This window comes from Halomonas sp. McH1-25, assembly GCF_022348165.1.
In the GTDB taxonomy this organism is placed as follows: Bacteria; Pseudomonadota; Gammaproteobacteria; order Pseudomonadales; family Halomonadaceae; genus Modicisalibacter.
In genome coordinates, this window is record NZ_JAKRFI010000001.1 from 851,585 (window position 1) to 875,385 (window position 23,801).

The following is a 23,801-nucleotide window of genomic DNA, read 5'->3' on the forward strand; positions in this document are numbered from 1 at the left end:
TCCCAGGTCACGAGGAGTAACGCATGTCCGATGATGTTGGCTCACGTCTGCGCGCTCTGCGTACCCTGCGCGGCATCTCTCAGCGTGAGCTGGCCAAGCGCTGTGGTGTGACGCACTCCAGCCTGTCGCTGATCGAGCAGAACAAGGTCAGCCCCTCGGTCAGCTCGTTGAAAAAGATTCTCGACGCCATTCCTATCAGCGTCGGCGACTTTTTCACCATGGAACTGACGAATCGCGACCAAGTGTTTTATCGCGCCGACGAACTGCCCGATATCGGCAGTGGCGACGTGATCTACCAGCTGGTCGGTGCCAACCGCGATTCACGGGCACTCTCGTTCATGGTCGAAACGTATGCCCCAGGCGCCGACACCGGACGCGAGATGATCGCCCACCGCGGCGAGGAAGCCGGGGTGATTCTCGACGGGGAAATCGAGATCACCATCGGTGCCGATAGCCGTGTCCTCGGCCCCGGCGAAGCCTACTACTTCAATACCAACGTGCCCCACCGCTTTCGCAATCCCGGCCAGGTGGCCTGCAAGCTGGTATCGTGCTGCACGCCCGCCAAGTCCTTCTAGACATCGGTTCAATGAGTCCAAGCCTCGTATGGATCAGGGATTCAGCGACATCCACACCGTCTTGAGTTCGGAATACTCCTCCAGTGAATGATGCGACTTGTCGCGGCCGTTGCCCGATTGCTTCACGCCTCCGAACGGCACCGTCATGTCGCCGCCCGCCCAGTTGTTGACGAACACCTGACCGGAATGCAGGCGCCGCGACACACGCATGATGCGGTCGATGTCCTGGCTCCACAGCCCAGCGGCCAGGCCATACTCGCTGTCATTGGCCAGTGCGATGGCCTCTTCTTCACTGTCGAAGCCGAACACCGAAAGCACCGGTCCGAAGATTTCCTCGCGACCGATGATCATCTGCGGCGTGACGCCGTCGAATACCGTCGGGGCCACGTAGTAACCACCCGCGATCGGGCTGACCGCCTGCCCCCCGGTGCGCAGGCGTGCGCCCTCCTCGACGCCCTGGCGGATATAGTCGAGAATCCGCTTGTGCTGCACTTCATCGACGATAGCGCCCATGAAGCTATCCGGATCGAGCGGGTCGCCCGGCTGCATGGTTTCGGCATGTACAAGTACACGCTCGACGAACTCATCACGTACCCTGTTCTCGACCAGCAGCCGCGATCCGGCGATGCACACCTCGCCCTGATTGTGGAAGATCGCCTCGGCAGCGTTGCGTGCCACGGCATCGAGGTCCTTGCAGTCGGCAAATACCAGGTTGGGGCTCTTGCCGCCGCACTCCAGATAGACACGCTTGAGGTTGGACTGGCCGGCATACTGCATGAGCTGCTTTCCGACACCGGTGGAGCCGGTGAACGACAGGCAGTCGACGTCCATCGACAACGCCAGCGCCTTGCCTGCAGTGTGGCCGAAGCCGGGCACGACCTGGAAGACACCCTCGGGCAGCCCGGCCTCCTGGGCCAGTTGCGCCAGGCGCAGCGCGGACAGCGGCGATTTCTCCGACGGTTTGAGAATCACGCTGTTGCCGGCGGCCAGCGCCGGGCCGATCTTCCAGGCGGTCATCATCATCGGGAAGTTCCACGGCACGATCGAGCCCACTACGCCGAGCGGCTCGCGCAATACCAGGCCGAGACTGTCTTCACCGGTAGGCGCCACCTCGCCATAGACCTTATCGATGGTCTCGGCATTGTAGCGGATGCAACCGATCGCACCCGCCATGTCGCCCAAGGAACTGGAAATCGGCTTGCCCATGTCCAGCGTGTCGAGCAACGCCAACTCGTGCTTGTGCGTTTCCATCAATTCGGCCAGGCGCAACATGGCCTGCCTGCGTTTGCCCGGCGCCAGGCGCGACCAGCCGCCACGCTCGAACGCCTCGCGGGCATGACGCACGGCAAGCTCGACGTCGGCGTTGTCGCAGCTAGCCACCTCGGCAAGCTGCTCGCCCGTGGCCGGATTGATCACCGGGAAGCGTTGGCCGCTGGCGGCCTCGACGAAGCGTTGACCGATGAAGGCACGGGTCTCGTAGGTCAGTTCGCCAGCCAGGCGCTGCCAGTCGGCGTGGGTCATGGAGGCTGTCATTGTCCGTCTCCCATGGGTGAATTAGTCGAGGCGTCTGCCCACCATTAGTGTTTTATTATTCTCAACATAACGTGCTCAAAAAGCTTTGCCAAGGAGGGTCAAAAACTTACCTTCAGATCGTCATTTCCCATAATATCTGAATAGGAGCTCGTTGTTTCTATGTCCCTCCCCCTCCCTTCGATCGAGTTTATGGCGTAAAAAATTTGACAACAAATCCAGCCAGCGAAAAGATGGCAGACATACACGACGATTATCAGCACAAAGGGTTTCACCTCATGACGTCCGCAACTGCCCAGAGCGAAGCCAGGGCCTTTCTCGAACAGTATCCCGACATCGAGAGCTTCGACCTGCTGATCAGTGACCTCAACGGCGTGCTGCGGGGCAAGCGCATTCCTCGTGACAACCTGATCAAGGCCTACCGCAACGGCACCAACCTACCGGCCTCGCTGTTTGCGCTGGACATCAACGGCAACACCATCGAAGAAACCGGTCTGGGCCTATCCTCGGGGGACGGTGACCGGGTCTGCCGTCCGATTGCCGGATCGCTCAAGCCAACGCCCTGGCTACGCGAAGGGCGACAGGCACAGTTGCTGATGACCATGGAAGAGCTCGATGGCCAGCCATTCTTTGCCGACCCGCGCCAGGTGCTACGCAAGGTACTCGATGGTTTCAGGGCCCAGGGACTGACCCCGGTCGTGGCAATGGAACTGGAATTTTACCTGGTCGATAGGCGCCGTGACGACCTTGGCCTGGCCCAACCGCCCTGCTCGCCCGGCACCGGCGAACGTGCAACCCAAAGCCAGCTCTACTCGATCAACGAACTCGACGAATACGCCGACTTTCTCGAAGAGATCCACCAGGCCGCGGTCGAGCAACAGCTCCCGCTGGATACGGCACTCAAGGAGTGCGCTCCGGGACAGTTCGAGATCAACCTGATCCACTGCGACGACGCGCTACGCGCCGGGGATAGTGCCGTCCTGCTCAAGCGCCTGATCAAGGGTGTGGCCCTCAACCATGGCTTCGAGGCCACCTTCATGGCCAAGCCCTACGGCGACGAAGCCGGCAGTGGCGCACATGTCCATATCAGTCTCGTCGATGCCCAGGGGAACAATGTCTTCGCCAGTGACGACGAGAACCCGCTCGGCACGCCGCAGTTGCGTCAGGCCATTGCCGGCATGCTGAAGCTGATGCCCGATTCGATGGCCATTTTCGCGCCTAACTTCAATTCATACCGACGTTTTCAGCCCGGCCTATACGTGCCAATGGCGCCTTCCTGGGGCTACGACAATCGTTCCGTCGCCGTACGCATCCCCTCGGGCCCCAATGCCGCGCGGCGTATCGAGCATAGGGTGGCAGGCGCCGACACCAACCCCTACCTGCTGTTGGCTACCCTGCTGGCGTCGGTGCTATATGGCATCGACAATGAGCTGACACCGCCGGAGCCCATCGAAGGCAATGCCTACGAACAGCTCGAGCCGAGCCTGACCAACAGCTGGCAACAAGCCCTCGATCTGTTCGCTGCAAGCGACGTACTCGCCGAGGCACTGGGCCGCGACTTCCATCATGTCTACCATGCCAATCGGCTTGCCGAGCGTGCCGAGGCCATGCGCACCGTCAGCACCCTGGAATACGACTGGTACCTGCGCCATGTCTGATTCTGATTGAACCACGTAAAAGACAAGGCCCCGCAAGAGCGGGACCTTGAGGACGGTATACGGTTCTTGATTCGTATCGATTATGACGTTTCCATGGCCTGACCCGCCAGGTGCCACTGAGGTTGGCCATTTCTCAGGAGCACGCGGCTACCTTCAGGCGCCTCGTCGAGCTGGGTTCGGTAGGCCTCGCCATCGACACGATACTCGACATCGAAACCGATGACTTTCTGCTGAGTGTCGGTAACCGTGTGGCAGCGCTGTTCGGTCGTGGTGTAGGTATCGCCCTGCTGCATACGGCCCTGGACCTCGCGTCCGGCAAAACCACCGGCCACGGCACCGGCTGCAGTCGCGATTTTCTTGCCACTGCCACCACCGACCTGATTACCCAGCACACCACCGACGATCGCCCCGATAGCCGTGCCAGCGATGCGATTGGCGTCCTGGACCGGGCGCTGCCGAGTCACAGCCACCTCTTCACAAACCTCACGGGGCGTTTCGATACTTTCAGTAATGCGCTCGACATTGATGATTTCGGCGTACTGCGGCCCCTGGTCGACGTTCTGGATCTGGTAGGCGCCGAATGCCAGCCCGCCCAGGCCCAGCACTGATAAGGTACTGCCGATAACGATAGATTTGCTCATAGTGGTTCGCCTCCTGTTCTTCTAGCTGACTAACGTCATGGTCAGGATGCCGCCGATGGAATCGAACGGCTGCGGGGCGTCATGTCCCCGGACATGAGCGCACCGGGCGATGTGTGATTCCGTCACCGCCGGCTCAAGCGGCGACGTAAGCGTGTGAGACGAAAGGTAATATGACGCAAGTTGAGCGCAAAGAAAAGTTACGAAAACGGTGTTTCCATACTTTTTGTCAGTTTCGCGATGCGTGCCAGCAAGTGATGGCGACCCAGCCGCGCTGCAATGACAATGTCTAAAGTGCGACATGCAGTGCCGAGCTACACCCCCAGCGCATCGCGCATTCGGTAGTACCACGCCCCCAGGGTGGTCAGCGGTACGCTTAGCGCACGCCCTCCCGGGAACGGCAAATGCGGCAAGCCGGCAAAGGCATCGAAGCGTTCGTTCTGACCATCCAGCACTTCGGCAATCAGTCGACCGGCCAAGTGCGAGCAGGTCACGCCATGACCGGAATAGCCTTGCGCGTAATAGACGTTGGCATTGATACGCCCGAACTGTGGCAAACGGTTGAGCGTCAGCAGGAAGGTTCCGCTCCAGGCATAGTCGATCCCGACGCCCTTGAGCTGGGGAAAGGTGGTTTCCAGCTTGGGGCGGATTACGCTTTCGATACTGTTCGGGTCCTGCCCGCCGTAGCTGACACCGCCGCCGTAGATGAGTCGGCGGTCCGCGGACAAGCGATAGTAGTCGAGCAGATAGTTGCAGTCTTCCACGGCACGATCGGTCGGCAGAATGTCCCGAGCAGTGGCGTCGTCCAGCGGTTCGGTAGTGATTACCTGAGTGCTGGCAGGCATCGATTTACCTTCCAGTTGAGGCATCAAGCCTTTCATGTAGGCATTGCCGGCCAGCACCACGCGATCGGCCACGACCCTGCCCTCCGGGGTATGCAGACGTGCCGGTTCGCCGTGCTCGATCGAGGTCACCGGCGTCAGCTCGTAGACCTTGCCACCCAGCGATTCCAAGGCGGCGGCCTGGCCCAGCACCAGGTTGAGCGGATGAAGATGCCCCCCCGAGTGATCGAGCAGCGCCCCGACGTAACGATCGCTGCCGATCTCGCGACGATAGGCTCGGCCCTCGAGCAGTTCGAGCTGGTCGTTGCCGAAACGCTCCCATAATGCCTTGTGCTCGACCAGCCCCCTCATCTGCTTGGCGTTGCACGCAGCGAACAGGTTGCCTTCCTTGAGATCACAGGCAATGGCGTAACGAGCGATGCGCTCGCGAATGATACGGTTGCCCTCGAACGCCATGTCGCCCAAGGCACGGGCCGTCTCGCTGCCGTAACGTGACTCGATCACGTCCATGTCACGGCTGTAACTGTTGACGATCTGCCCGCCATTGCGCCCAGATGCGCCGTAACCGATACGCGCCGCTTCCAGCACCACGACACGATACCCCTTTTCCGCCAGGTGCAGTGCCGCGGAGATCCCCGTGAATCCGGCGCCGACCACGCAGACATCGCATTGGATCTCGCCCTGCAGCGCGGAGCGCTCTGGACTGGGATTGGCGGAGGCGGCGTAATAGGACGCGGCATGTGCGGTACCGGGCTGGGACATGGCTCTCTCCGGAACGGTTGTTTGTTTTATTCAACAGATAGCCCCGATATTACTTGGCATATCGCTGATCTATCAAGAAATCCGGTATTTTATTTGCAACACTCAGCACCGAAGCGTTCTGGAGTGAACGGCCGGGGCGATGCCCGGCCGTGACAACCGAGAGGCAGCCTGCATTGCGACTCAGCGACTCAGCGCTTCGTTCCACAACTGCTGAAGGAGCTGCAAGGTGTCGCCACTCACCGATGGCGTGGAAACCAGGCGCTGACGTGTCTGTGCATCGGGCATGACTGGCGGCTCGCGCAGGGCGGGATCCACCAGTGCCAAGGCTTCCTTGTTGGGCGTAGTGTAGCGATTGTAGTTGGCCAGTTGTGCGGCCACATCGGGGCGCAACATGTACTCGACAAAGGCTCGCGCCGCCTCGGGGTGTGGCGCACGGGCCGGTATCGCCAGCACGTCGACCCAGCGCTGCGAGCCCTCTTCGGGGATGAAGAAACCGATCTTGCCGTAGGTTTCGGACGACTCGGCCAGCTTGTTGGCCAGATCGCCATTGTAGGCCACACCCGCCTGAATGGTGCCGCGCGCCAGTTGCTCGATGGTTGCCGTGGCATCGACGAAACCCACGAAATTGTCGCGCTGGCGTGTTTCACTGATCAGCTTGGCCGCCTCGATCCACGGCTCCTTGCCCACACAATCGAAACCGTATCCCAGATAGGCACACGCCGTGCCGAAGGTGAACTGGGCATCGCCCTTGAGCAGCGCGAACGGCTGCGCGTCATTGACCTCGGGATCGTAGAGCAGCGCCCAGCTTGGCTCGGGATCCGGCCACGTTTCGGTATTGTAGGCAATGCCCGTCATGCCCCACAGGTAGGGAACGGTGTAGCGCCCTTCCGGATCGTAGTCGGGTGTCTGGAACTCATCCAGAATCGCCTCGCGCCCTGGCAAGGGCTCGCCTTCGGCGGTCAACGGCTGGACCAGGCCTGCCCCAATCAACCGCGGCATGAAATATCCCGACGGCACGATCACATCGTACTGGGCATCGCCGCCGGCGGTCAGCTTGGAAAACATCTCGGCGTTCGAATTGTAGTAGTTCAGCACCACCTCGATGCCGGTCTCTTCCTCGAACGCCTCGATCAGCGCCGGGTCCATGTAGTCCGACCAGTTGAAGAGATTGAGCTGCTGTTGAGCGGCGACCGGCATGGCCAGTATCGACAACCCCAGTCCGACAGCGACAAGCAAAGGACGATGAGACATGAACGGATCCTTGTGGTAGATGTAAAAAAACCGCTCACACCCTCAGCAGCAGGTGCTCGCGCTCCCAGGAGCTGATGACGCGGAAGTAGGCGGTATGCTCGGCACGCTTGACCGCCAGGTAGCTGTTGGTGAAGCGCTCGCCGAGCAGGTCGGACAGCGCCGGGCATTCCCGCAGGGCGTCCAGTGCCGGCCCGATATCGTCCGGGAGCTTGTTGCCGGCCGACCAGGCAGAGCCAACCATCGGTGGGCGCGGATCCAACTGGCTGATCATGCCCAGGTAACCGCAGGCCAGCGAGGCGGCCATCGCCAGGTAGGGGTTGGCATCGGCGCCCCCCAGACGATTCTCGACCCGCATCGCCTCGGGCGCGCCCACCGGCACGCGCAGGCCCACCGTCCGGTTGTCGTAGCCCCACTCCGTGTTGACCGGCGCCGAGCCACTGGTCTCGCTGCGCATCAATCGTCGGTAGGAATTGACGTTCGGTGCGAAGAACGGCATCGCCGCCGGCAGGTATTGCTGCAGTCCACCAATGTAATGATGGAACAGGCGACTGGCCTGCCCATCCTCACCGGCAAACAGGTTCGCGCCGCTGTCGTCGATCAGGCTCTGGTGGATATGCATCGAGCTGCCGGGCTCGTTGGACATCGGCTTGGCCATGAACGTCGCATACATGCCGTGCCGTAGCGCGGTCTCGCGCAGAATACGTTTGAACATCACCACTTGATCGGCCAGCATCAACGGATCGCCGTGTTGGAAGTTGACCTCCATCTGACCGGCCCCCTCCTCGTGGATCAGGGTATCGATATCCAGATCCATCGCTTCGCAGTAGTCGTACATCTCCTCGAACAGCGGATCGAACTCGTTGACGGCATCGATGGAGAACGACTGACGACTGCTTTCCTGACGCCCCGTACGGCCGATGGGCGGCTCCAGCGGATAGTCGGAATCCGTATTGGTCTTGACCAGATAGAATTCCACCTCAGGCGCGACGACCGGCTTCCAGCCCCGCGCTTTGTAAAGTTCGAGCACGCGCTTGAGGACGCTGCGCGGCGAGAGTTCGACCGGCTCGCCGGTCAGGTAGTAGCAATCGTGAATGATCTGGGCGGTGGGGTCGTCGGCCCAGGGCACCAGATAGACCGCGTTTGGGTCGGGAATCAATTGCATGTCCAGCTCGGCCGGATTCCAGAACCGGATGTCCTCGTCGTCGGGATACCCTCCGGTGACCGTCTGGATGAAGATCGAATCCGGCAGACGCGGTCGCCCGCCATTGAGGTACTTGCTGGCGGGCATGATCTTGCCCTTGAGAATACCGGTCAGGTCGGAGACCAGACACTCGACTTCGGTGATGCCATGTTGTCTGAACCATTCGCTCAATTCATGGCTTGCACTGTTACTCATACCTATTTTCCTTGAAGGCTTGTCGCGCGGTTACCGTCCTTCGCGATGTACGGGCACGTAGGGAGGCGTGACCGACGATAACCACTAGCCCCATTCGCTCGACGGCGGGCCGGCTGAGCCGACCCGCAGAGCGATCAACGTGCCTGCACTTCGTTCCACAACTGACTGAACGTCTGCAGTTCCTGGCCTTTGAGACTGGGAGTGAATCTCAGGCGAGCCATGTCTTCCTCGGTGGGCTGGACCGGCGGCTTGGTCAGCACCTCGTCCAGGTAGGGCTCGGCAGCCGCATTGGGGCTGGAGTAGTAGTTGTAGTTGGACAGCTGGGCGCCAATCTCGGCATCGAGGATGAAGTCGATGAACTTGTGCGCCAGGTCGGGATTGGGGGCCTCGGCGGGAATCATCATCGAATCCACCCACATCTCGGTGCCCTCGTCGGGAATCATGAACTCGATGTTGGCGAAAGATTCAGGGTCTTCATTCTTGAAGTTCATGTAATCGCCGTTATAGCTCAGCGCCACATGGGTGACCCCACGCGCCAGCTGTTGCAGTGACGGCGTACCATCGACGAAACCACTGAAGTTGCCACGGTTCTTGGTATCGATGAGTAGCTTGGCGGCCTCCTTCCAGGCATCCACACCGGTGCAGTCGTAGCCATGGCCGAGATGCGCACAGGCAGCGCCGATACTGACCTGACCATCGCCCATCAGCGCGAACGGGTAACTGGAGTTGACGTCGGGATCGAACATCAAGGACCAGCTCTTGGGGCCGTCGGGGAAGGTCTCGCTATTGTAGATGACGCCGGTGGTCCCCCACTGATAAGCCGCACTGTACTCGTTGCCGGGATCGAAGGAGGGATCGCGGAACTGATCCTTGAGATTGCCAAGGTTCGGCAGTTTGGCATGATCCAGCGGCTGGACCAGCCCCGTCTCGATCAGGCGAGGCACATAGTAGTTCGACGGCACGATGATGTCGTACTGCGATACGCCGCCGGCACTCAGCTTGGCCAACATTTCGGGCAGGGAGTTGAAATAGTTCTGGACGACCTCGACATTGTATTTCTCTTCGAATGCCTCGATGATTTCGGGGTCCATGTACTCGGTCCAGTTGAACAGATACAGCTTGCCCTCTTCGGCATGCGCCCCGCCGGCCAGCACAAGGCCACCGAGTGCAGCAACGATTCGTGTGATTGTTGTCATCGTAACGCTCTCCTTCGGTCCCTTTCTCAGGTGTAACGGGCGCCTAATGGCGCCCCTGTCGATTGAACATCAAACTCAGCACGGCGGCGATAGCTACGGCGCCGATCATCAACGTGGCAATGGCATTGATCTCGGGCGAGACGCCCTTCTTGATCGCCCCCCAGATATAGATAGGCAAGGTGGCGCTTTCCGGCCCGGCCGTAAAGAAGCTGATCACGAAATCGTCGACCGACAGCGTGAACGACAAAAAGAAGGCCGAAATCAGCGCCGGCTTGAGCGTCGGTATCAGGAAATGCACGGCCCGCTTGAACGGTGTGGCATACAGATCCTTGGCCGCCTCGAACAGGGTGGCATCGAGCCCCACCAACCGCGAGTAAACGATCAACGCCACGAACGGGATCTGGAACGTCACATGAGCAATGATCATCGTGCCCAGCCCCGGCTGCAACAGGCCGGTATGCCGATGGATCGACACGAAGAACGCCATCTCCGAGATACCGAAGACGATGTCCGGCAGCACGATAGGCAAATAGATCAGCACGATCAGCCATCCCAGCTTGCGGTGGCGGTGCCGATACATGCCATAGCCGATCAGGCAACCGATCGCCAAAGCCACCACCGAGGACACGATAGCCAGCACCAAGCTGTTCCAGAAGGCGGAAATGATCTGCTCATTGCCCATCAACCGCTCATACCAGCGCAACGAGAAGCCGGTAAAGTTAGCGGCACTGTTGGAGGCATTGAACGAGAACAGCATCACCACCAGCAGCGGCAGGTAGAGAAATGTGATCGTTACCCACCAGAACGCGGTCAGACCGCGTTGCAGCGTGCGCTTTTTCATATCACCACCTCCTCCCCGCCGCCCAGGCGTTTGCCGATACGGCGCATGGCATACAAGCCAACGAACGTGGCGATCAGCATCAGGATCGCGCCGGCGGCACCCAGCGGCCAGTTGGCACTGCCGGCGAACTGGTTGGCCACCAGGTTGCCTAGCATCATGCCCTTGCCGCCGCCGAGCAGTTCGGGAATCACGTACATGCCGAAGGCAGGGATGGCGACCAGCACCGTTCCCGCCAACAGGCCCGGCAAGGTTTGCGGGAATACCGCGTGCCAGAAGGCACGCACCGGCGCGGCATAGAGATCCTGGGCCGCCTGGACCTGTGCCGTATCGAGCTTCTCGAAGGCGGCATACAGCGGCAGCACCATGAACGGCAGGAAGTTGTAGACCAACCCCAGCGTGACGGCGAAATTGGAGGGATAGAGCCCCATGTTGGGCGCGATCAATCCCAACGCCTGGGCAGCGTCGGACAGCGGCGTGCCCGGTGCCAGCAGATTCATCCAGCCGAAGGTACGGATGACCTGATTGGTCCATGACGGCACCACTACCGCCAGCAGCATGATCGGACGCCATTTTTCACGACAGGTGGTGATGTAATAGGCGATCGGATAGGCCACGATCACCACCAGCACGGTGGAAAGCAGTGTCTGCCACAGCGAGCGCAGCAAGGTATAAAGGTTGCCGGGACTCCAGCCCAGGAAGCCGAACCCCGCCAACTGGCGGAAGGACTCCAGCGACAAGGGCATCTGGGGCTGGCCATAAGGCCCATTGGTCATGAAGGCCACGGCCATCAGATAGATGCTGGGCAGCACCAGAAAGACGATGATCCACACGGCACCGGGCATCACGCTGAACAGCAGATGGCGCGTCTCGCTGACTACGCCGCGACTGCGTACCGCCATATTCGTTTCGGTCATTGTGCGTCTCCTAGGCAGCGACCCGGACCAGGTCCTCGGGACACACACTGACCGTGACCCGGTCGCCGACCGCATGCAGACGCTGCCCCAGGTTGCTGGCCACGGCCATCAGGGTCGCGCCATTGATGTCCAAGCGATACTCGATGCGGCTCCCGCGATAAAGACGCTCCCTGACGGTCCCCTCGAGCCGGTTGTAGCCCGGAGGAACCTCGATCCCCAGCTCCAGGGTCTCGGGGCGAATGAGTAGCCAGCCCTGCTGCTCGACACGTTGCTGTGCGGGGTCGAGTTGCAGACGTCCCAGGTCCGTATCGACCCAGTCGTCGGCGCTACGCTGGATGGCGAACAGGTTGTCGTGCCCCATGAACCGCGCAACGAAGGCATTTACCGGGTGCTCGTAGACTTCGCTGGGCGTTCCCACCTGCTGGATGATGCCGCTGTCGAGAACCGCGATGCGATCCGACATCACCATCGCTTCGTCCTGGTCGTGGGTCACGAACACGAAAGTCATGCCAAGGCGTTTCTGGATGCGCTGCAGCTCCACCTGAAGCTGGCCACGCAGGCCGGCATCGAGTGCCGACAGGGGCTCGTCCAGGAGCAGCACGTTGGGCTCACAGACCAGAGCCCGGGCCAGGGCGATACGCTGACGCTGTCCTCCCGACAGTTGGTCGACTCGCCGTTCCACCAGCGAGCCCAACTGGATGAAGTCCGCCACTTCGGCCACCTTGCGTTGGCGTTCGACCGCCGACTCGCCCCGCATACGCAAACCGAAGGCGAGATTGTCGCGAACCGAGAGGTGGGGAAAGAGAGCGTAGGATTGAAAGACGGTGTTGACGCTGCGGCGATGAGGCGGGATATCGGTAACGTCCTTGCCTCCGATCAATAGCTTGCCGCCGTCGGGGTCCTCCAGGCCGGCGAGGATTCTCAGCAACGTGGTCTTGCCGCATCCCGACGGCCCCAGCAAGGTAAAGAACTCCCCTGCCTCAATAGTCAGATCAACGCCGTCCAGCGCGACCGTATCCTTACCGAACTGCTTGCGCAGGCCCTTCAATTCGATTGACGAGGCCTCTCGGGGCATTGCTTCGTCCCTCTCGCGTATGTCGTCCAGCGGGTCGGAATATTCGACCTCGGGGGCCGGCATGGGGTTAGTCATTGCACGATTCTCCCGTTTTTTGTCGTGGTGTTTCGGAAGTCGGTGCCGTCGCGGTTACAACCGGTCGCGTAATTTATAGAAATTCGTGGCCAACACCAACAGCGGCGTGCGCAACCAGCGACCGCCAGGAAACAAGCGATGCGGCATGGAGGCAAACACGTCGAAGCGCTCGGCCTGTCCGGCAATGGCATCGCTGAGCAATTTACCGGCCAGGCCGGCCAAGGACATGCCATGCCCGGAGTAGCCCTGGGCATAGAACAGGTTGCTGTCCAGGCGGCCAAAGTCCGGGGCCCGGTTCAATGTGATGGCAACGTCGCCTCCCCAGCGGTAATCGATGGCAACGCCGCGCAAGGCAGGAAACAGGTGCGCGATCTTGGCGTCCATGCGCGCCTTGAGCGTACGCGGCTCGCGGCCGTTATAACTGACCTCGCCCCCGTAGAGCAGACGCCTGTCGCCGGACAGCCGGTAGTAATCGAGAACGAAGTTGGCATCGGACAGCGCATCGTTGCGGGGCAGCACCTGGGCCGCCTGAGCCTCGCTCAATGGTGCCGTCGCCACGATGTAGTTTGCGGCCCGCATGATGCGTCCTTCGAGTTCAGGTACCAGGCCACTCACATAGGCATTGGTCGCCAACACCACAAACTCCGCGCTGACGCTGCCGTGTGCCGTATCGACCCGTGCCGGACGGCCGCGTTCGATGTGCAATGCCGCACTCTGCTCGTGAATGGCCGCCCCGGCACGTTGCGCCGCCAATGCCAGCCCCAGCGTATAGTTGAGCGGGTGGAGGTGCCCGCCTTCGGCATCGTAGAGCGCTGCCGGGTAGGCATCGGTCGCCACATGGTCGCGTAACGCCTCGCCCTCGAGAAAACTCAGTGAGGGATAATCGTAGTCACGTGCCATCATGCCCTGAAAAGCCCGCAACTCCTTGACATGGCGCGACTTGACCGCTGCATGCAGGTATCCCCAGGCCAAATCGCAGGGAATGGCGTGCCGCTGGATCAGCTCTGCGGTCAGGCGTACCGATTCCCGACTCATCTCCCAGATATCGCGGGCGCGTTCACGTCCGAGCGCCTTTTCCACCACATCGAGACCGGTGCCCAGCCCGGGCAGGATCTGTCCGCCACTGCGCCCCGAGGCCCCAAAGCCGACCTCTCCGGCCTCCAGCAGCACGACCCGATAGCCCCGTTCGGCCAGGTGCAGCGCCGCCGAACAGCCAGTGACACCGCCACCAACTACACAAACGTCAGCCTGAATCTTGCCGGCCAGTGGCGGCGTCGGTGCGAGGCGGACGGCCACACTGGCGTTGTAGTACGAGGAGGGACGGCGCAATTGGGCAGCGGCAGTCATGCGGTTTCCTGGTCGAGAGCCGTTTACGGCCTGAATTGTTGTTGAATTCTTTCACCATGGAAGCGAGGAGATCCATGGATCGCGCCTTTAGTCTGACATCATGCTGACATGACTTGTCAAGTATTCAATAACAACAAAAAGGCAAACTGGGGGCGTACACATCACTGCACCGACCTGACGGTCGGCGCATGGAACAACGCAGTCATAGGGCGGGACGCATACTCGAACACACGGGGCAGGCCGGATCGCGGGGCACATTGAAACGTCGCCATTCACCGCTCAGCCCATCGAACGTCGAAAGCCCGCGATGCGACTGACCGGCACCGGCCAACAGTTTGAGCGCCTCGAGCGCCTGAAAGGTACCGATCAGTCCGACCAATGGCGCTATGACGCCATTCTCGGCACAGCGCAGCTCGTCATCGGCCTGCTCGCCGCGCTCGTCCGGCGGATAAAGACAGGCATAGCAAGGACTGGCCGTATCACGTGGATCGAAAACGGCCAGCTGTCCGGAAAAGCGAATCGCCGCCCCCGACACCAGCGGCGTGCCTGTCTGCAGACTAGCGCGGTTGATCGCGTAGCGGCTCGAAAAACGATCGGTACAGTCGATGACGACATCGGCGTCGTGCAACGCAGATGCCAGCGCCTCGCCATCCAGGCGTTCGACACGGGACGTCACTTGGCAATCCGGATTGAGCGCCCGAGCCGATTCGGCTGCGGAATCGGCCTTGGGCCGTCCCAGGTCGGCCTGAGCGTGCGCAATCTGGCGCTGCAGGTTGGACAGCTCGACGCTGTCGTCGTCCACCAGGGTCAGGCGTCCCACCCCGGCGGCAGCGAGATACAGCGCCACCGGGGAGCCCAGCCCGCCGGCGCCGACGACCAGGGCGTGACTGGCCAGCAAGCGCTCCTGGCCGTCGATATCGACCTGTTCGAGCATGATCTGTCGGCTGTAGCGCAGCAGGGCATCGTCGTTCATAACCTTCCTTCTTCACGAGAGCATGCCCGGTTACGACAACGCCTGGAATCACTTGCCGTCGAACTCATCGATATCCGGGACATACAATGAAAACTCTTCCTTGACCTCCTCCATCACCACGTAGCTTTTCGACTCCTTGACGCCGGGCAACGTCAGCACGACATCGCCCAGCAATTGGCGATAGGCGGACATTTCGGGAATGCGACACTTGAGTATGTAGTCGAATTGCCCCGAGACCAGATGGCACTCCTGAATCTGCGGTAGCTTGGCCACGGCGCGGCGGAATTCATCGAATACGGCCGGTGACTGGGTCTCGAGACTGATTTCGACGAACACCAGCAGATTGGCCTTGAGCGCCGTGGGATCGAGAATGGCCTTGTAGCCGCGGATGATACCGGCACGCTCCAGGCGTTTGACGCGCTCCAGGCAAGGCGTGGTGGACAGGCCGACCTGAGACGCCAGATCAACGTAGGAAATGCGGGCGTTGTCCTGCAAGCAACGCAGGATCTTGAGATCGATACGGTCCAGCGATCGAGTCTTGGCTTTCATTATAGTAATGTTCCCCGGCCGAGCGGTGACAGCAAAATCCTCTACGAAGCATGCCGAATCCAGCGGCAAGATAGTCCTCAGTGAAGATTCACCACAAGTGGACAGCAGATTTTTTCATTGCGGCTTTAGTATTACCACACTCGCTCGACAGGACTCCACACAAGCCTTTCCACGCTGCCCTCATGGCACCAGGCAACCAAGGGTGACCCGGGGGCGCCCGCCCAGATCGTGACGAGTCTGCACCTCACGGTAACCCGACTGGATCAGTGCATCGCGCACCGCTTCGTCCTGGCTCATGCCATGTTCGAGTAGCAGCCAGCCCTGCGGGGCGAGATATGCCCTGGCCGCCCGGCATAGGTAGTGAAGATCGGCCAGGCCACGGTCGTCGGCCACCAGCGCCGAGCGAGGCTCGAAACGAACATCGCCCTGGTCGAGATGCGGATCGTCAGCCGCCAGGTAAGGTGGATTGGAGAGAATCAGCTCGAAGCGCTCCCCCGCAAGGGCGGCAAACCAATCACTCGCCACGAACGAGGCATTGGCAAGCCCCAGCCGCTCCCCATTACGGCGTGCCAATGCTACCGCGCCAGGCACACGGTCGACCCCCACCACGTGCCAATCGGGACGTTCACTGGCGAAGGCCAGGGCGATCGCCCCGCTCCCGGTCCCCAAATCGAGTGCGCGACCATGCTTGGCTGCCGCCTTGTCCAGCGCCGCCTCGACGAGACTCTCGGTGTCGGGACGCGGTATCAGGGTCGCCCGGCCGACGTGCAGAGAGAGCCCCCAGAATTCGCGCTCACCGGTCAGATACGCCACCGGCTGTCCGGTTTCCCGCGCCGCCAGCAGCGACTCGAAGCGAGCCCGTTCGGCCTGCGTGACATCGCGGTCGCCCCAGGTATAGAGCCAGGTCCGGTTGCGCGCCAGCGCATGGCCAAGCAGAACCTCGGCATCCAGACGGGGCGACGCAGACCCGGCCAGAGCCAGGCGCCGGGTCGCTTCGGCCAGCAGCAGGTCGATTCGCATCAGCCTTCCTGAAGCGCCGCGAGCCGCTCGGCCTGGTATTCGTTGATCAAAGGCTCCACCACTTCGTCCAGCTCGCCTCCCATCACCTCGCCGAGCTTATAGAGCGTCAGGTTGATACGGTGATCGGTGAGCCGTCCCTGGGGAAAGTTGTAGGTGCGGATGCGCTCGCTGCGATCCCCCGAACCGACCAGCGAGCGGCGCGTATCGGCCTGCTGCTGACGCTGGCTGTCGATGGCCGACTGTTTCAGCCGCGACGCCAACAGCGACATCGCCTTGGCGCGATTCTTATGCTGGCTGCGCTCTTCCTGACACTCGACGACGACACCGGTCGGCAGGTGCGTAATGCGAATCGCCGAGTCGGTCGTGTTGACGTGCTGCCCACCCGCTCCGCTGGAGCGAAAAGTATCGACACGCAGGTCGTTGGCATTGATATCGACATCGCCGACCTCGTCGACTTCGGGCATCACAGCCACGGTACAGGCCGAGGTATGGATACGCCCTTGCGACTCGGTGGCCGGTACGCGCTGCACGCGGTGAGCGCCGGATTCGAACTTGAGCCGGGCGTAAACGCCTTCTCCGCGTATCCGCGCGATGATCTCCTTGTAACCGCCCTGCTCGCCATGGCTGGCGCTGACCACTTCGACTTTCCAGCCCAGCTTCTCGGCATAGCGCGAATACATGCGGAACAGATCGCCAGCAAACAGCGAGGCTTCATCGCCGCCGGTGCCGGCGCGCACCTCGAGGAACACGTTACGATGATCGTCCGGATCCTTGGGAACCAGTAGCTTCTTGAGCCGCTCTTCCAGCGCCTCGAGACGTTCCCGTCCCTCGTAGAGCTCCGTCTCGGCCATTTCGCGCATGTCGGCATCGCTGTCGTCGCACATCTGCTCGGCCGCCTCGATGTCGCCCTCGGTAGCGCGATAGGCCCGCCAGGCCTCGACGAGTTCGTCGAGTTCGGCGTATTCCCGAGAATAATCGCGAAAGCGTGACTGATCGGAGATGACCTCGGGCTCGGCCAGCAGCGCGGCGAGCTCCTCGAAGCGCTCCTGCAGGCTTTCCAGACGTTGACGCAATGACGCTTTCATGCAGAGTCCTATTGGGAGTCCTGGGACGGCGCAGCCGGATCGAGCAATAGGCCCTCGGCCGCCTCGATGATGTCGTGACGCTCGGCACCCGACGCTTCGCGCAGGCGCAGGGTCGGGCCATGCAGTAACTTGTTGGTGAGCTGCTGGGTCAGCCGGCGAATGACTTTTTCCGGATCTTCGCCACGTGCCAGCTGGGCAATGGCCTGCTCCTCGGACGCCTTGCGCAACGCCTCGCCCTGCTCGCGGTAGCGGCGAATGAGATCGCCGGCCCCGCGTACCCGACGTTCGTGCAGCCAGTGCTCCACGCCCAGCGAGATCAGTTCCTCGGCCTGGTTGGCCGCCACCTGACGATGTCGCCGGTTTTCCTCGATCACTTCCTGCAAATCGTCGACGGTATAGAGGAAGACGTCATCGAGATCGCCGACCTGCGGTTCGATGTCCCTAGGCACGGCGATGTCGACCATGAAAATGGGCCGATGCCGGCGCACCTTGAGCGCACGCTCGACCATGCCCTTGCCCAGGATCGGCAACGGCGAGGCGGTCGAAGCGATGACGATGTCGGCGCGCTCCAGAGCCTTGGGGATATCGCCGAGAGTGATGGCCTTGCCCCCGACCTCGCTCGCCAGTCGCTCGGCGCGCTCCATGGTGCGGTTGGCCACGATCAGTTCCTGGATCCCCGCTTCACGAAGGTGGCGAGCCACCAATTCGATGGTTTCCCCCGCCCCGATCAGCAATGCCCGTGAGCGCGAGAAATCGGCGAAGATGCGGCTCGCCAGGCTGACTGCGGCATAGGCCACGGACACCGGATTCTCGCCGATGCCGGTCTCGGTGCGCACTTGCTTGGCGACGGCAAAGGTATGCTGGAACAGACGCTCCAGCTCCCCGCCCAGCCCCTTGAGGCTGCGCGCCTGCTGATAGGCATCCTTGATCTGGCCAAGGATCTGCGGTTCGCCGAGAACCATGGAATCCAGCCCCGACGCCACCCGCATGAGATGCTTGGCGGCCGCCTCGTCCAGATAATGGTAGGCACATTGGGTAAGCTGCTCGACGGCCAGACCATGAAACCGTCCCAGCCAGTCGAGAATCGTCTTTTCGCCGTCCGGCTCGGTCACGCAGTACAGCTCGGTCCGGTTACAGGTCGACAGTACGGCAGCCTCACGCACACTGGGCAGGTGCTTGAGTTCCGAGAGTGCAGACTCGAGCTGGCTAGGGGTGAACGCGACCTGTTCGCGCACTTCGACAGCAGCGGTCTTGTGGTTGATTCCCAGGGCGAGAAGCGTCATTGGAGCATCGTCAACATCGGGCCGTGGAGTCCGTGCGGCGTAAGATAACCCGGGTAGCGAGTGGCGCATACATGCGCAACACGCCATGAGGGATTCGGGCGGCACAGTTTACCACACCAGCTCGCAACATGGGGATGCACCGCTCGCCGCTTTGCCGCAGGAAGGCAAGCCGGTATGCTGAACGGCAAACACGTCGGCAGGGATGGCCGGCAAGTGCTCTCAGCTCGAACGAGGATGGCATGCGCGCACGCTTGATTATGACGGCCCTGGCCGTTGCCCTGCTTACCGGTTGTCAGGGCCCTGCTATCGGCCCTTCACGAACCGTCATCGACGATCCCATGGCATCGGCTCCCCCCGTCCAGCGCGGACTCGATGCCCAGGGCCTGGCCACCCTTCTGACCGCCGAGCTTGCCGGCCAGCGCGGCGATTTTGCGCGTGCCACCCGCGGTTACCTGGACAGTGCCGAGCGTTACGGGGCGCCTGCCCTTGCCGAGCGCGCCGTTCTTGCCGCCCGCTACAGCAACGATCCACAACTGTTGGCCGATGCTGCACAACGCTGGCGCGAGCTGGCCCCTGATGCCGAGGCGCCGACACGCCTATTGGCGGCCATCGCCATGGAGCGCGGCGACTGGCAGGCCAGCCTCGAACAACGCCTGGCCCTGGCCGAGCAAGGCGGTCAGGGCGAACTCGCCGCCTTTGCCGAAGCGGCCATCGAGGCCGGCGTTGCCGTCGAGCCATTGCTCGTGCCATTGCGCCGCTTTCTGAACGAACATCCCCGACAGGGTGACGCCCTACTGGCCACGGCGCTGCTGGAGGCCGCTGCCGGGGAAACCCGCCTGGCAGCCAGACGCCTGGAGGCCCTGGAAGCCATCTCGCCCGATTTGCCCGCTCTGTGGCTGATGCGTGCCCGATTGGCCCTAGAGGCAGACCGTCTGGACGAGGCTCGCGAGGCGGCCCGCCGCGGTCTGGAAATAGCCCCTGAAGACAGTCGTTTTGTGCTGCTACTGGCCCAATCCCAGTTACGGCTTGGCAATGTCGATGCCGCAGAAGCCCGCATCGACACTCTCCTGGATAGGCATCCCAATGCCACCGACCTGCGCCTCGCCCTGGCTCAGCTCTATCTGGACGAAGGCCATCCCGCACCGGCGCGTCGCCTAGCGCTACCACTGATCGACGACACCGCTCCCCCCGCCCTGGCGTATATCCTGCTCGGCAACATTGCCGAACGCGAGGGCGAAGTCGACAACGCACTACTTTATTACCGCCAAGTGCCCCCCGGAGACGGCTTCCTCGAAGCGCGCTTGCATGCCGCGCGGGCACTGGTCGATGCCGACCGGCTACTCGATGCCCGTGACTTCCTGCGTATCGAGCGCCTGCGCCATCCCGACATGCGCCCAGAGCTGGCCGCACTGGAAATCGACCTGCTCGACGAGCTGGGGTTCGAGGATGCCGCCCTGCAGCTACTCGATCAGCAACTTCGCGAACATCCCGACGACACCCAACTACGCCTCGTGCGTGCCATGCGCCACTATGACCGGGGCGATATCGCCGCCATGGAGCAGGACTTACGTCACGTCATCGAACTCGAACCCGACAATGCCATGGCGCTCAATGCGCTGGGTTACACTCTGGTCGACGTAACCGAACGCCACGCAGAGGGCATGCGACTCATCCAGCGCGCCCACGTGATCGAGCCGGATAGCCCGGCGATTCTCGATAGCCTGGGCTGGGCCTATCACAAGCTCGGCGATGACAAGCGCGCTCTCCCTCTACTGCGCCAGGCCTACCGGGGCCAGCCGGACCAGGAAATCGCCGCCCATCTCGCCGAAGTCCTTTGGCAGCTGGAGCAAAAGCAGGCCGCCCGCGACGTGATCGCCGAGGCCATGCAGCGCCAGACCGATCATCCCCGCATCGACGAGTTACTGGAGCGAATTCCCGAACTCGCCCCCGGACAGTGACGCTGACCCGCTCACCGAGACGAGACACGCAACATGCAACGACTCACCACACTACTGCTGTTCTGCCTGGTTCTACTGGCTGGCTGTGCCAGTCAGGCACCGACGCCCGACATCGCTCGCGATCAGATCACCTGGAGCGCGCAGCGCGACCGCGTAGAGGCCCTCGATGCGTGGCGCCTGGCCGGCAAGGTGGGTCTACGAACCCCCGAGGACGCCGTCAGTGCCAATCTGGATTGGACCCAGACCGGGTTCGATTACCGAATATTGATCAGCGGCCCGTTCGGTGCCGGTCGCAGCGTGCTGGAGAGCAGTGCGCAAGGCGTTATGCTGACCACCAGCGAAGGCCGTTTCGAGGCCGAGACGGCAGAGCAACTCATGGAAGACCAGCTCGGCTGGGCCCTGCCGGTCTCTGCCCTCGACCGCTGGGTGCGCGGCCTGCCCGCTTACATCCTGCCGCACCAGACGACCACCGACGAGCAGGGCTTCCCCACCCGGATGCAACAGGCCGGCTGGACGATCGACTATCGCGACTGGACCTGGGCGCCCGAACTCAACGGCGGACTCTGGCTCCCCCGGCGCCTGGTCATGACCATCGACGACTTCCGCGCCACCTTGGTGGTCAACGCATGGAACCCCGTCGACACGGACCCGAGCACATGACGGCACTGACACTGCCGGCCCCAGCCAAGCTCAACCGCATGCTGCACATCACCGGGCGGCGCGACGACGGCTACCATGAGCTGCAAACGTTGTTTCAGTTTCTCGATCATGGCGACACCCTGACGTTCCAGTTGCGCGACGACGATCAGGTACTGCTTTCACCAAGTCTTTCCGGGGTCGCCGCCGAAGACAACCTGATCGTACGTGCAGCGCGCTTGTTGCAACAGTACAGCCAGCGCTCGCGTGGTGTCGACATCCACCTCACCAAGCGGCTGCCAATGGGCGGTGGGCTGGGCGGCGGCAGCTCCGATGCGGCCACCACCCTGCTCGCGCTGGATCGACTCTGGGGGCTCGACCTGGGCCTGGAACGCCTTGCCGAGCTGGGCTTGCACTTGGGCGCCGACGTCCCGGTCTTCGTCAAAGGGCATGCCGCCTGGGCCGAAGGCATTGGCGAACGGCTCACGCCAGTGGTTCTCGATACGCCATGGTTCGTGGTCGTTCATGCCGGCATCGAAGTATCGACTCCACGCGTGTTCAGTGCGCCGCAATTGACACGGAACACCCCCCCAATTAGTATGGCGCGCGCACTGCAGGAGGGGCCGGAAGCCTGGCGCAACGACTGTGAACCGGTGGTCCGTCAGCTCTACCCGGAAGTCAACGATGCCTTGGATTGGCTGAGCGGATTGGCACCGACCTTGCTGACCGGAACAGGCGCTTGCGTATTCTGCCGTTTGACGGACAAAGACGAGGCTTCTAGTATATTGAGCCGCGTTCGCAGCGAATGGACCGCCTTCATGGCACGCGGCTGCAATACGTCTCCCCTCCACCAGGCGCTGGGTCTCTTTTGACCGATGACAGCGACCCAGGCAGTCGCAACGTGATGTCGGATCAGGCATCGAGCGACAGTGAAGGGCAACAGTTGCTGGGGTATAGCCAAGTGGTAAGGCAGCGGTTTCTGGTACCGCCATTCCCAGGTTCGAATCCTGGTACCCCAGCCATGTCCCTGCACGACTGCAAACTAGAAAACTCCCTCTCGAGATCCCCCAGGCGTCTGTTGGACGTGACCGATCGTAGCGAGGGAAGAGGCATCCGACACCCCCTGTCAGCGCTAACGGCGTCGTCGTTCACTGGCTCAGGGATGATGGATGGTTTTTCGCAAGCGATCAGAGTAGCGTCAAATGGGCTCCCAGACTCCAAAGGTGGCTGCGCGTGTCTAAATTGATGGTTTTCGCCGGGAACGCCAATCCCGCACTTGCCCGCAAGGTAGCCGAGTGTCTCGACAACCGGCTGGGCCATGCTACGGTCGGCCAGTTCAGCGATGGCGAAATCGCGGTCGAAATCAACGAGAACGTTCGCGGCAAGGACGTTTTCATCCTGCAGTCCACCTGCGCCCCGACCAACGACAACCTGATGGAACTGATTCTGATGGTGGATGCACTGCGCCGTGCCTCCGCCGCCCGAATCACCGCCGTGGTCCCCTACTTCGGCTATGCGCGTCAGGATCGTCGGGTACGCTCCGCCCGCGTGCCGATTTCGGCCAAGGTTGTGGCCGACATGATGGTCAAGGCTGGGGTCGACCGCGTAATGACCATGGACCTGCATGCCGATCAGATCCAGGGCTTCTTCGACGTACCGGTGGACAACGTCTATGGTTCACCGATTCTACTCGACGACATCGAGCGCCAGAATTACGAAAACCTGGTTGTCGTGTCTCCCGACGTCGGCGGCGTGGTGCGTGCCCGCGCCATCGCCAAGCAGCTGAACGTCGATCTGGCCATCATCGACAAGCGCCGTCCACAGGCCAATCAGGCCCAGGTCATGCACATCATCGGCGAAATCGAAGGCCGCACCTGTGTCGTCGTCGATGACATGGTCGATACGGCGGGCACGCTGTGCAAGGCCGCCGAAGCGCTCAAGGACCACGGCGCCAATCGCGTCGTCGCCTACGCCACGCATGCGATCCTTTCCGGTCCCGCCGTGGACAATATTTCCGGTTCGGTGCTTGACGAACTCGTCGTGGCCGATACCATTCCGCTGTCCGAGCTGGCTCGCCGTAGCGGCAAGATCCGCCAGCTCAGCGTGGCGGGACTGATCGCCGAGGCGATCCGTCGCGTCAGCAACGAAGAATCCGTCAGCGCGATGTTCCACTGACATCGCCGGATAAGTGCGCCGT

Annotated in this window: 21 protein-coding genes and 1 tRNA gene; 7 read left to right on the forward strand and 15 right to left on the reverse strand. The window is 61.9% G+C overall.

Annotated elements, in window-relative coordinates:
• Positions 1–23: 23 nt before the first annotated feature.
• Complete coding sequence (locus tag MHM84_RS04395; RefSeq protein WP_239262876.1) at positions 24–575, forward strand: cupin domain-containing protein; 552 nt, start codon at positions 24–26, stop codon at positions 573–575.
• A gap of 33 nt (positions 576–608) precedes the next feature.
• On the opposite strand, the gene MHM84_RS04400 is transcribed toward MHM84_RS04395, so the two are convergent.
• Positions 609–2,108 (reverse strand): aldehyde dehydrogenase, encoded by a 1,500-nt coding sequence (locus tag MHM84_RS04400; RefSeq protein WP_239262878.1) that lies wholly within the window; start codon positions 2,106–2,108, stop codon positions 609–611.
• Between the two features lie 275 nt (positions 2,109–2,383).
• Between MHM84_RS04400 and MHM84_RS04405 the strand changes: the two genes are divergently transcribed.
• Positions 2,384–3,763, forward strand: coding sequence for a glutamine synthetase family protein (locus MHM84_RS04405; RefSeq protein ID WP_239262880.1), 1,380 nt, complete (start codon positions 2,384–2,386; stop codon positions 3,761–3,763).
• An 80-nt stretch (positions 3,764–3,843) separates the two neighbouring features.
• Here MHM84_RS04405 and MHM84_RS04410 read toward each other — a convergent pair whose 3' ends face one another.
• The 14 genes from MHM84_RS04410 to hemA form a co-directional block, all read right to left on the reverse strand.
• Entirely contained in the window at positions 3,844–4,404 is a 561-nt protein-coding gene (locus tag MHM84_RS04410) for a glycine zipper 2TM domain-containing protein (protein WP_239262881.1), read from the reverse strand.
• A 311-nt stretch (positions 4,405–4,715) separates the two neighbouring features.
• Positions 4,716–6,005, reverse strand: a complete 1,290-nt coding sequence (locus MHM84_RS04415; RefSeq protein ID WP_239262883.1) for an FAD-binding oxidoreductase — start codon at positions 6,003–6,005, stop codon at positions 4,716–4,718.
• A gap of 180 nt (positions 6,006–6,185) precedes the next feature.
• The gene (locus tag MHM84_RS04420; protein ID WP_239262885.1) at positions 6,186–7,256 is read right to left on the reverse strand and encodes a spermidine/putrescine ABC transporter substrate-binding protein; all 1,071 of its coding nucleotides are present in this window, start codon (positions 7,254–7,256) and stop codon (positions 6,186–6,188) included.
• A gap of 34 nt (positions 7,257–7,290) precedes the next feature.
• Positions 7,291–8,652 (reverse strand): glutamine synthetase family protein, encoded by a 1,362-nt coding sequence (locus MHM84_RS04425; protein ID WP_239262887.1) that lies wholly within the window; start codon positions 8,650–8,652, stop codon positions 7,291–7,293.
• Positions 8,653–8,786: 134 nt separating this feature from the next.
• Complete coding sequence (locus MHM84_RS04430; protein WP_239262890.1) at positions 8,787–9,848, reverse strand: spermidine/putrescine ABC transporter substrate-binding protein; 1,062 nt, start codon at positions 9,846–9,848, stop codon at positions 8,787–8,789.
• Positions 9,849–9,891: 43 nt separating this feature from the next.
• Complete coding sequence (locus MHM84_RS04435) at positions 9,892–10,689, reverse strand: ABC transporter permease (protein WP_239262892.1); 798 nt, start codon at positions 10,687–10,689, stop codon at positions 9,892–9,894.
• The gene (locus MHM84_RS04440) at positions 10,686–11,603 is read right to left on the reverse strand and encodes an ABC transporter permease (protein WP_239262895.1); all 918 of its coding nucleotides are present in this window, start codon (positions 11,601–11,603) and stop codon (positions 10,686–10,688) included. The genes MHM84_RS04435 and MHM84_RS04440 overlap by 4 nt, the downstream gene beginning before the upstream one ends.
• A 10-nt stretch (positions 11,604–11,613) precedes the next feature.
• Positions 11,614–12,753 carry an ABC transporter ATP-binding protein gene (locus MHM84_RS04445; RefSeq protein ID WP_239262897.1) on the reverse strand — a complete coding sequence of 380 codons (1,140 nt, stop codon included), beginning with the start codon at positions 12,751–12,753 and terminating at the stop codon, positions 11,614–11,616.
• Between the two features lie 54 nt (positions 12,754–12,807).
• Complete coding sequence (locus MHM84_RS04450) at positions 12,808–14,100, reverse strand: FAD-binding oxidoreductase (RefSeq protein ID WP_239262900.1); 1,293 nt, start codon at positions 14,098–14,100, stop codon at positions 12,808–12,810.
• A gap of 202 nt (positions 14,101–14,302) precedes the next feature.
• Positions 14,303–15,073 carry a HesA/MoeB/ThiF family protein gene (locus MHM84_RS04455; RefSeq protein ID WP_239262903.1) on the reverse strand — a complete coding sequence of 257 codons (771 nt, stop codon included), beginning with the start codon at positions 15,071–15,073 and terminating at the stop codon, positions 14,303–14,305.
• A gap of 48 nt (positions 15,074–15,121) precedes the next feature.
• Positions 15,122–15,622: an Lrp/AsnC ligand binding domain-containing protein gene (locus MHM84_RS04460; protein WP_239262906.1), complete on the reverse strand. Its 501-nt coding sequence runs from the start codon at positions 15,620–15,622 to the stop codon at positions 15,122–15,124.
• Positions 15,623–15,802: 180 nt separating this feature from the next.
• On the reverse strand, positions 15,803–16,642 hold the full coding sequence (gene prmC / locus MHM84_RS04465; RefSeq protein WP_239262908.1) for a peptide chain release factor N(5)-glutamine methyltransferase: 840 nt from the start codon (positions 16,640–16,642) through the stop codon (positions 15,803–15,805).
• Positions 16,642–17,727, reverse strand: coding sequence for a peptide chain release factor 1 (gene prfA, locus MHM84_RS04470; RefSeq protein ID WP_239262910.1), 1,086 nt, complete (start codon positions 17,725–17,727; stop codon positions 16,642–16,644). The genes prmC and prfA overlap by 1 nt, the downstream gene beginning before the upstream one ends.
• Positions 17,728–17,735: 8 nt before the next feature.
• Positions 17,736–19,010: a glutamyl-tRNA reductase gene (gene hemA / locus MHM84_RS04475; protein WP_239262912.1), complete on the reverse strand. Its 1,275-nt coding sequence runs from the start codon at positions 19,008–19,010 to the stop codon at positions 17,736–17,738.
• A 239-nt stretch (positions 19,011–19,249) separates the two neighbouring features.
• Between hemA and MHM84_RS04480 the strand changes: the two genes are divergently transcribed.
• The 5 genes from MHM84_RS04480 to MHM84_RS04500 all read left to right on the forward strand — a co-directional run bounded on the left by MHM84_RS04480 (position 19,250) and on the right by MHM84_RS04500 (position 23,779).
• A complete protein-coding gene (locus MHM84_RS04480; RefSeq protein ID WP_239262914.1) occupies positions 19,250–20,968 on the forward strand; it encodes a tetratricopeptide repeat protein in 1,719 nt (572 codons plus the stop codon).
• A 33-nt stretch (positions 20,969–21,001) separates the two neighbouring features.
• Complete coding sequence (gene lolB / locus MHM84_RS04485) at positions 21,002–21,628, forward strand: lipoprotein insertase outer membrane protein LolB (RefSeq protein WP_239262916.1); 627 nt, start codon at positions 21,002–21,004, stop codon at positions 21,626–21,628.
• The gene (gene ispE / locus MHM84_RS04490; RefSeq protein WP_239262918.1) at positions 21,625–22,476 is read left to right on the forward strand and encodes a 4-(cytidine 5'-diphospho)-2-C-methyl-D-erythritol kinase; all 852 of its coding nucleotides are present in this window, start codon (positions 21,625–21,627) and stop codon (positions 22,474–22,476) included. The genes lolB and ispE overlap by 4 nt, the downstream gene beginning before the upstream one ends.
• A gap of 75 nt (positions 22,477–22,551) precedes the next feature.
• Positions 22,552–22,626 (forward strand) — tRNA-Gln (locus tag MHM84_RS04495).
• A gap of 211 nt (positions 22,627–22,837) precedes the next feature.
• Positions 22,838–23,779, forward strand: a complete 942-nt coding sequence (locus MHM84_RS04500; RefSeq protein ID WP_239262920.1) for a ribose-phosphate pyrophosphokinase — start codon at positions 22,838–22,840, stop codon at positions 23,777–23,779.
• Positions 23,780–23,801 lie beyond the last annotated feature (22 nt).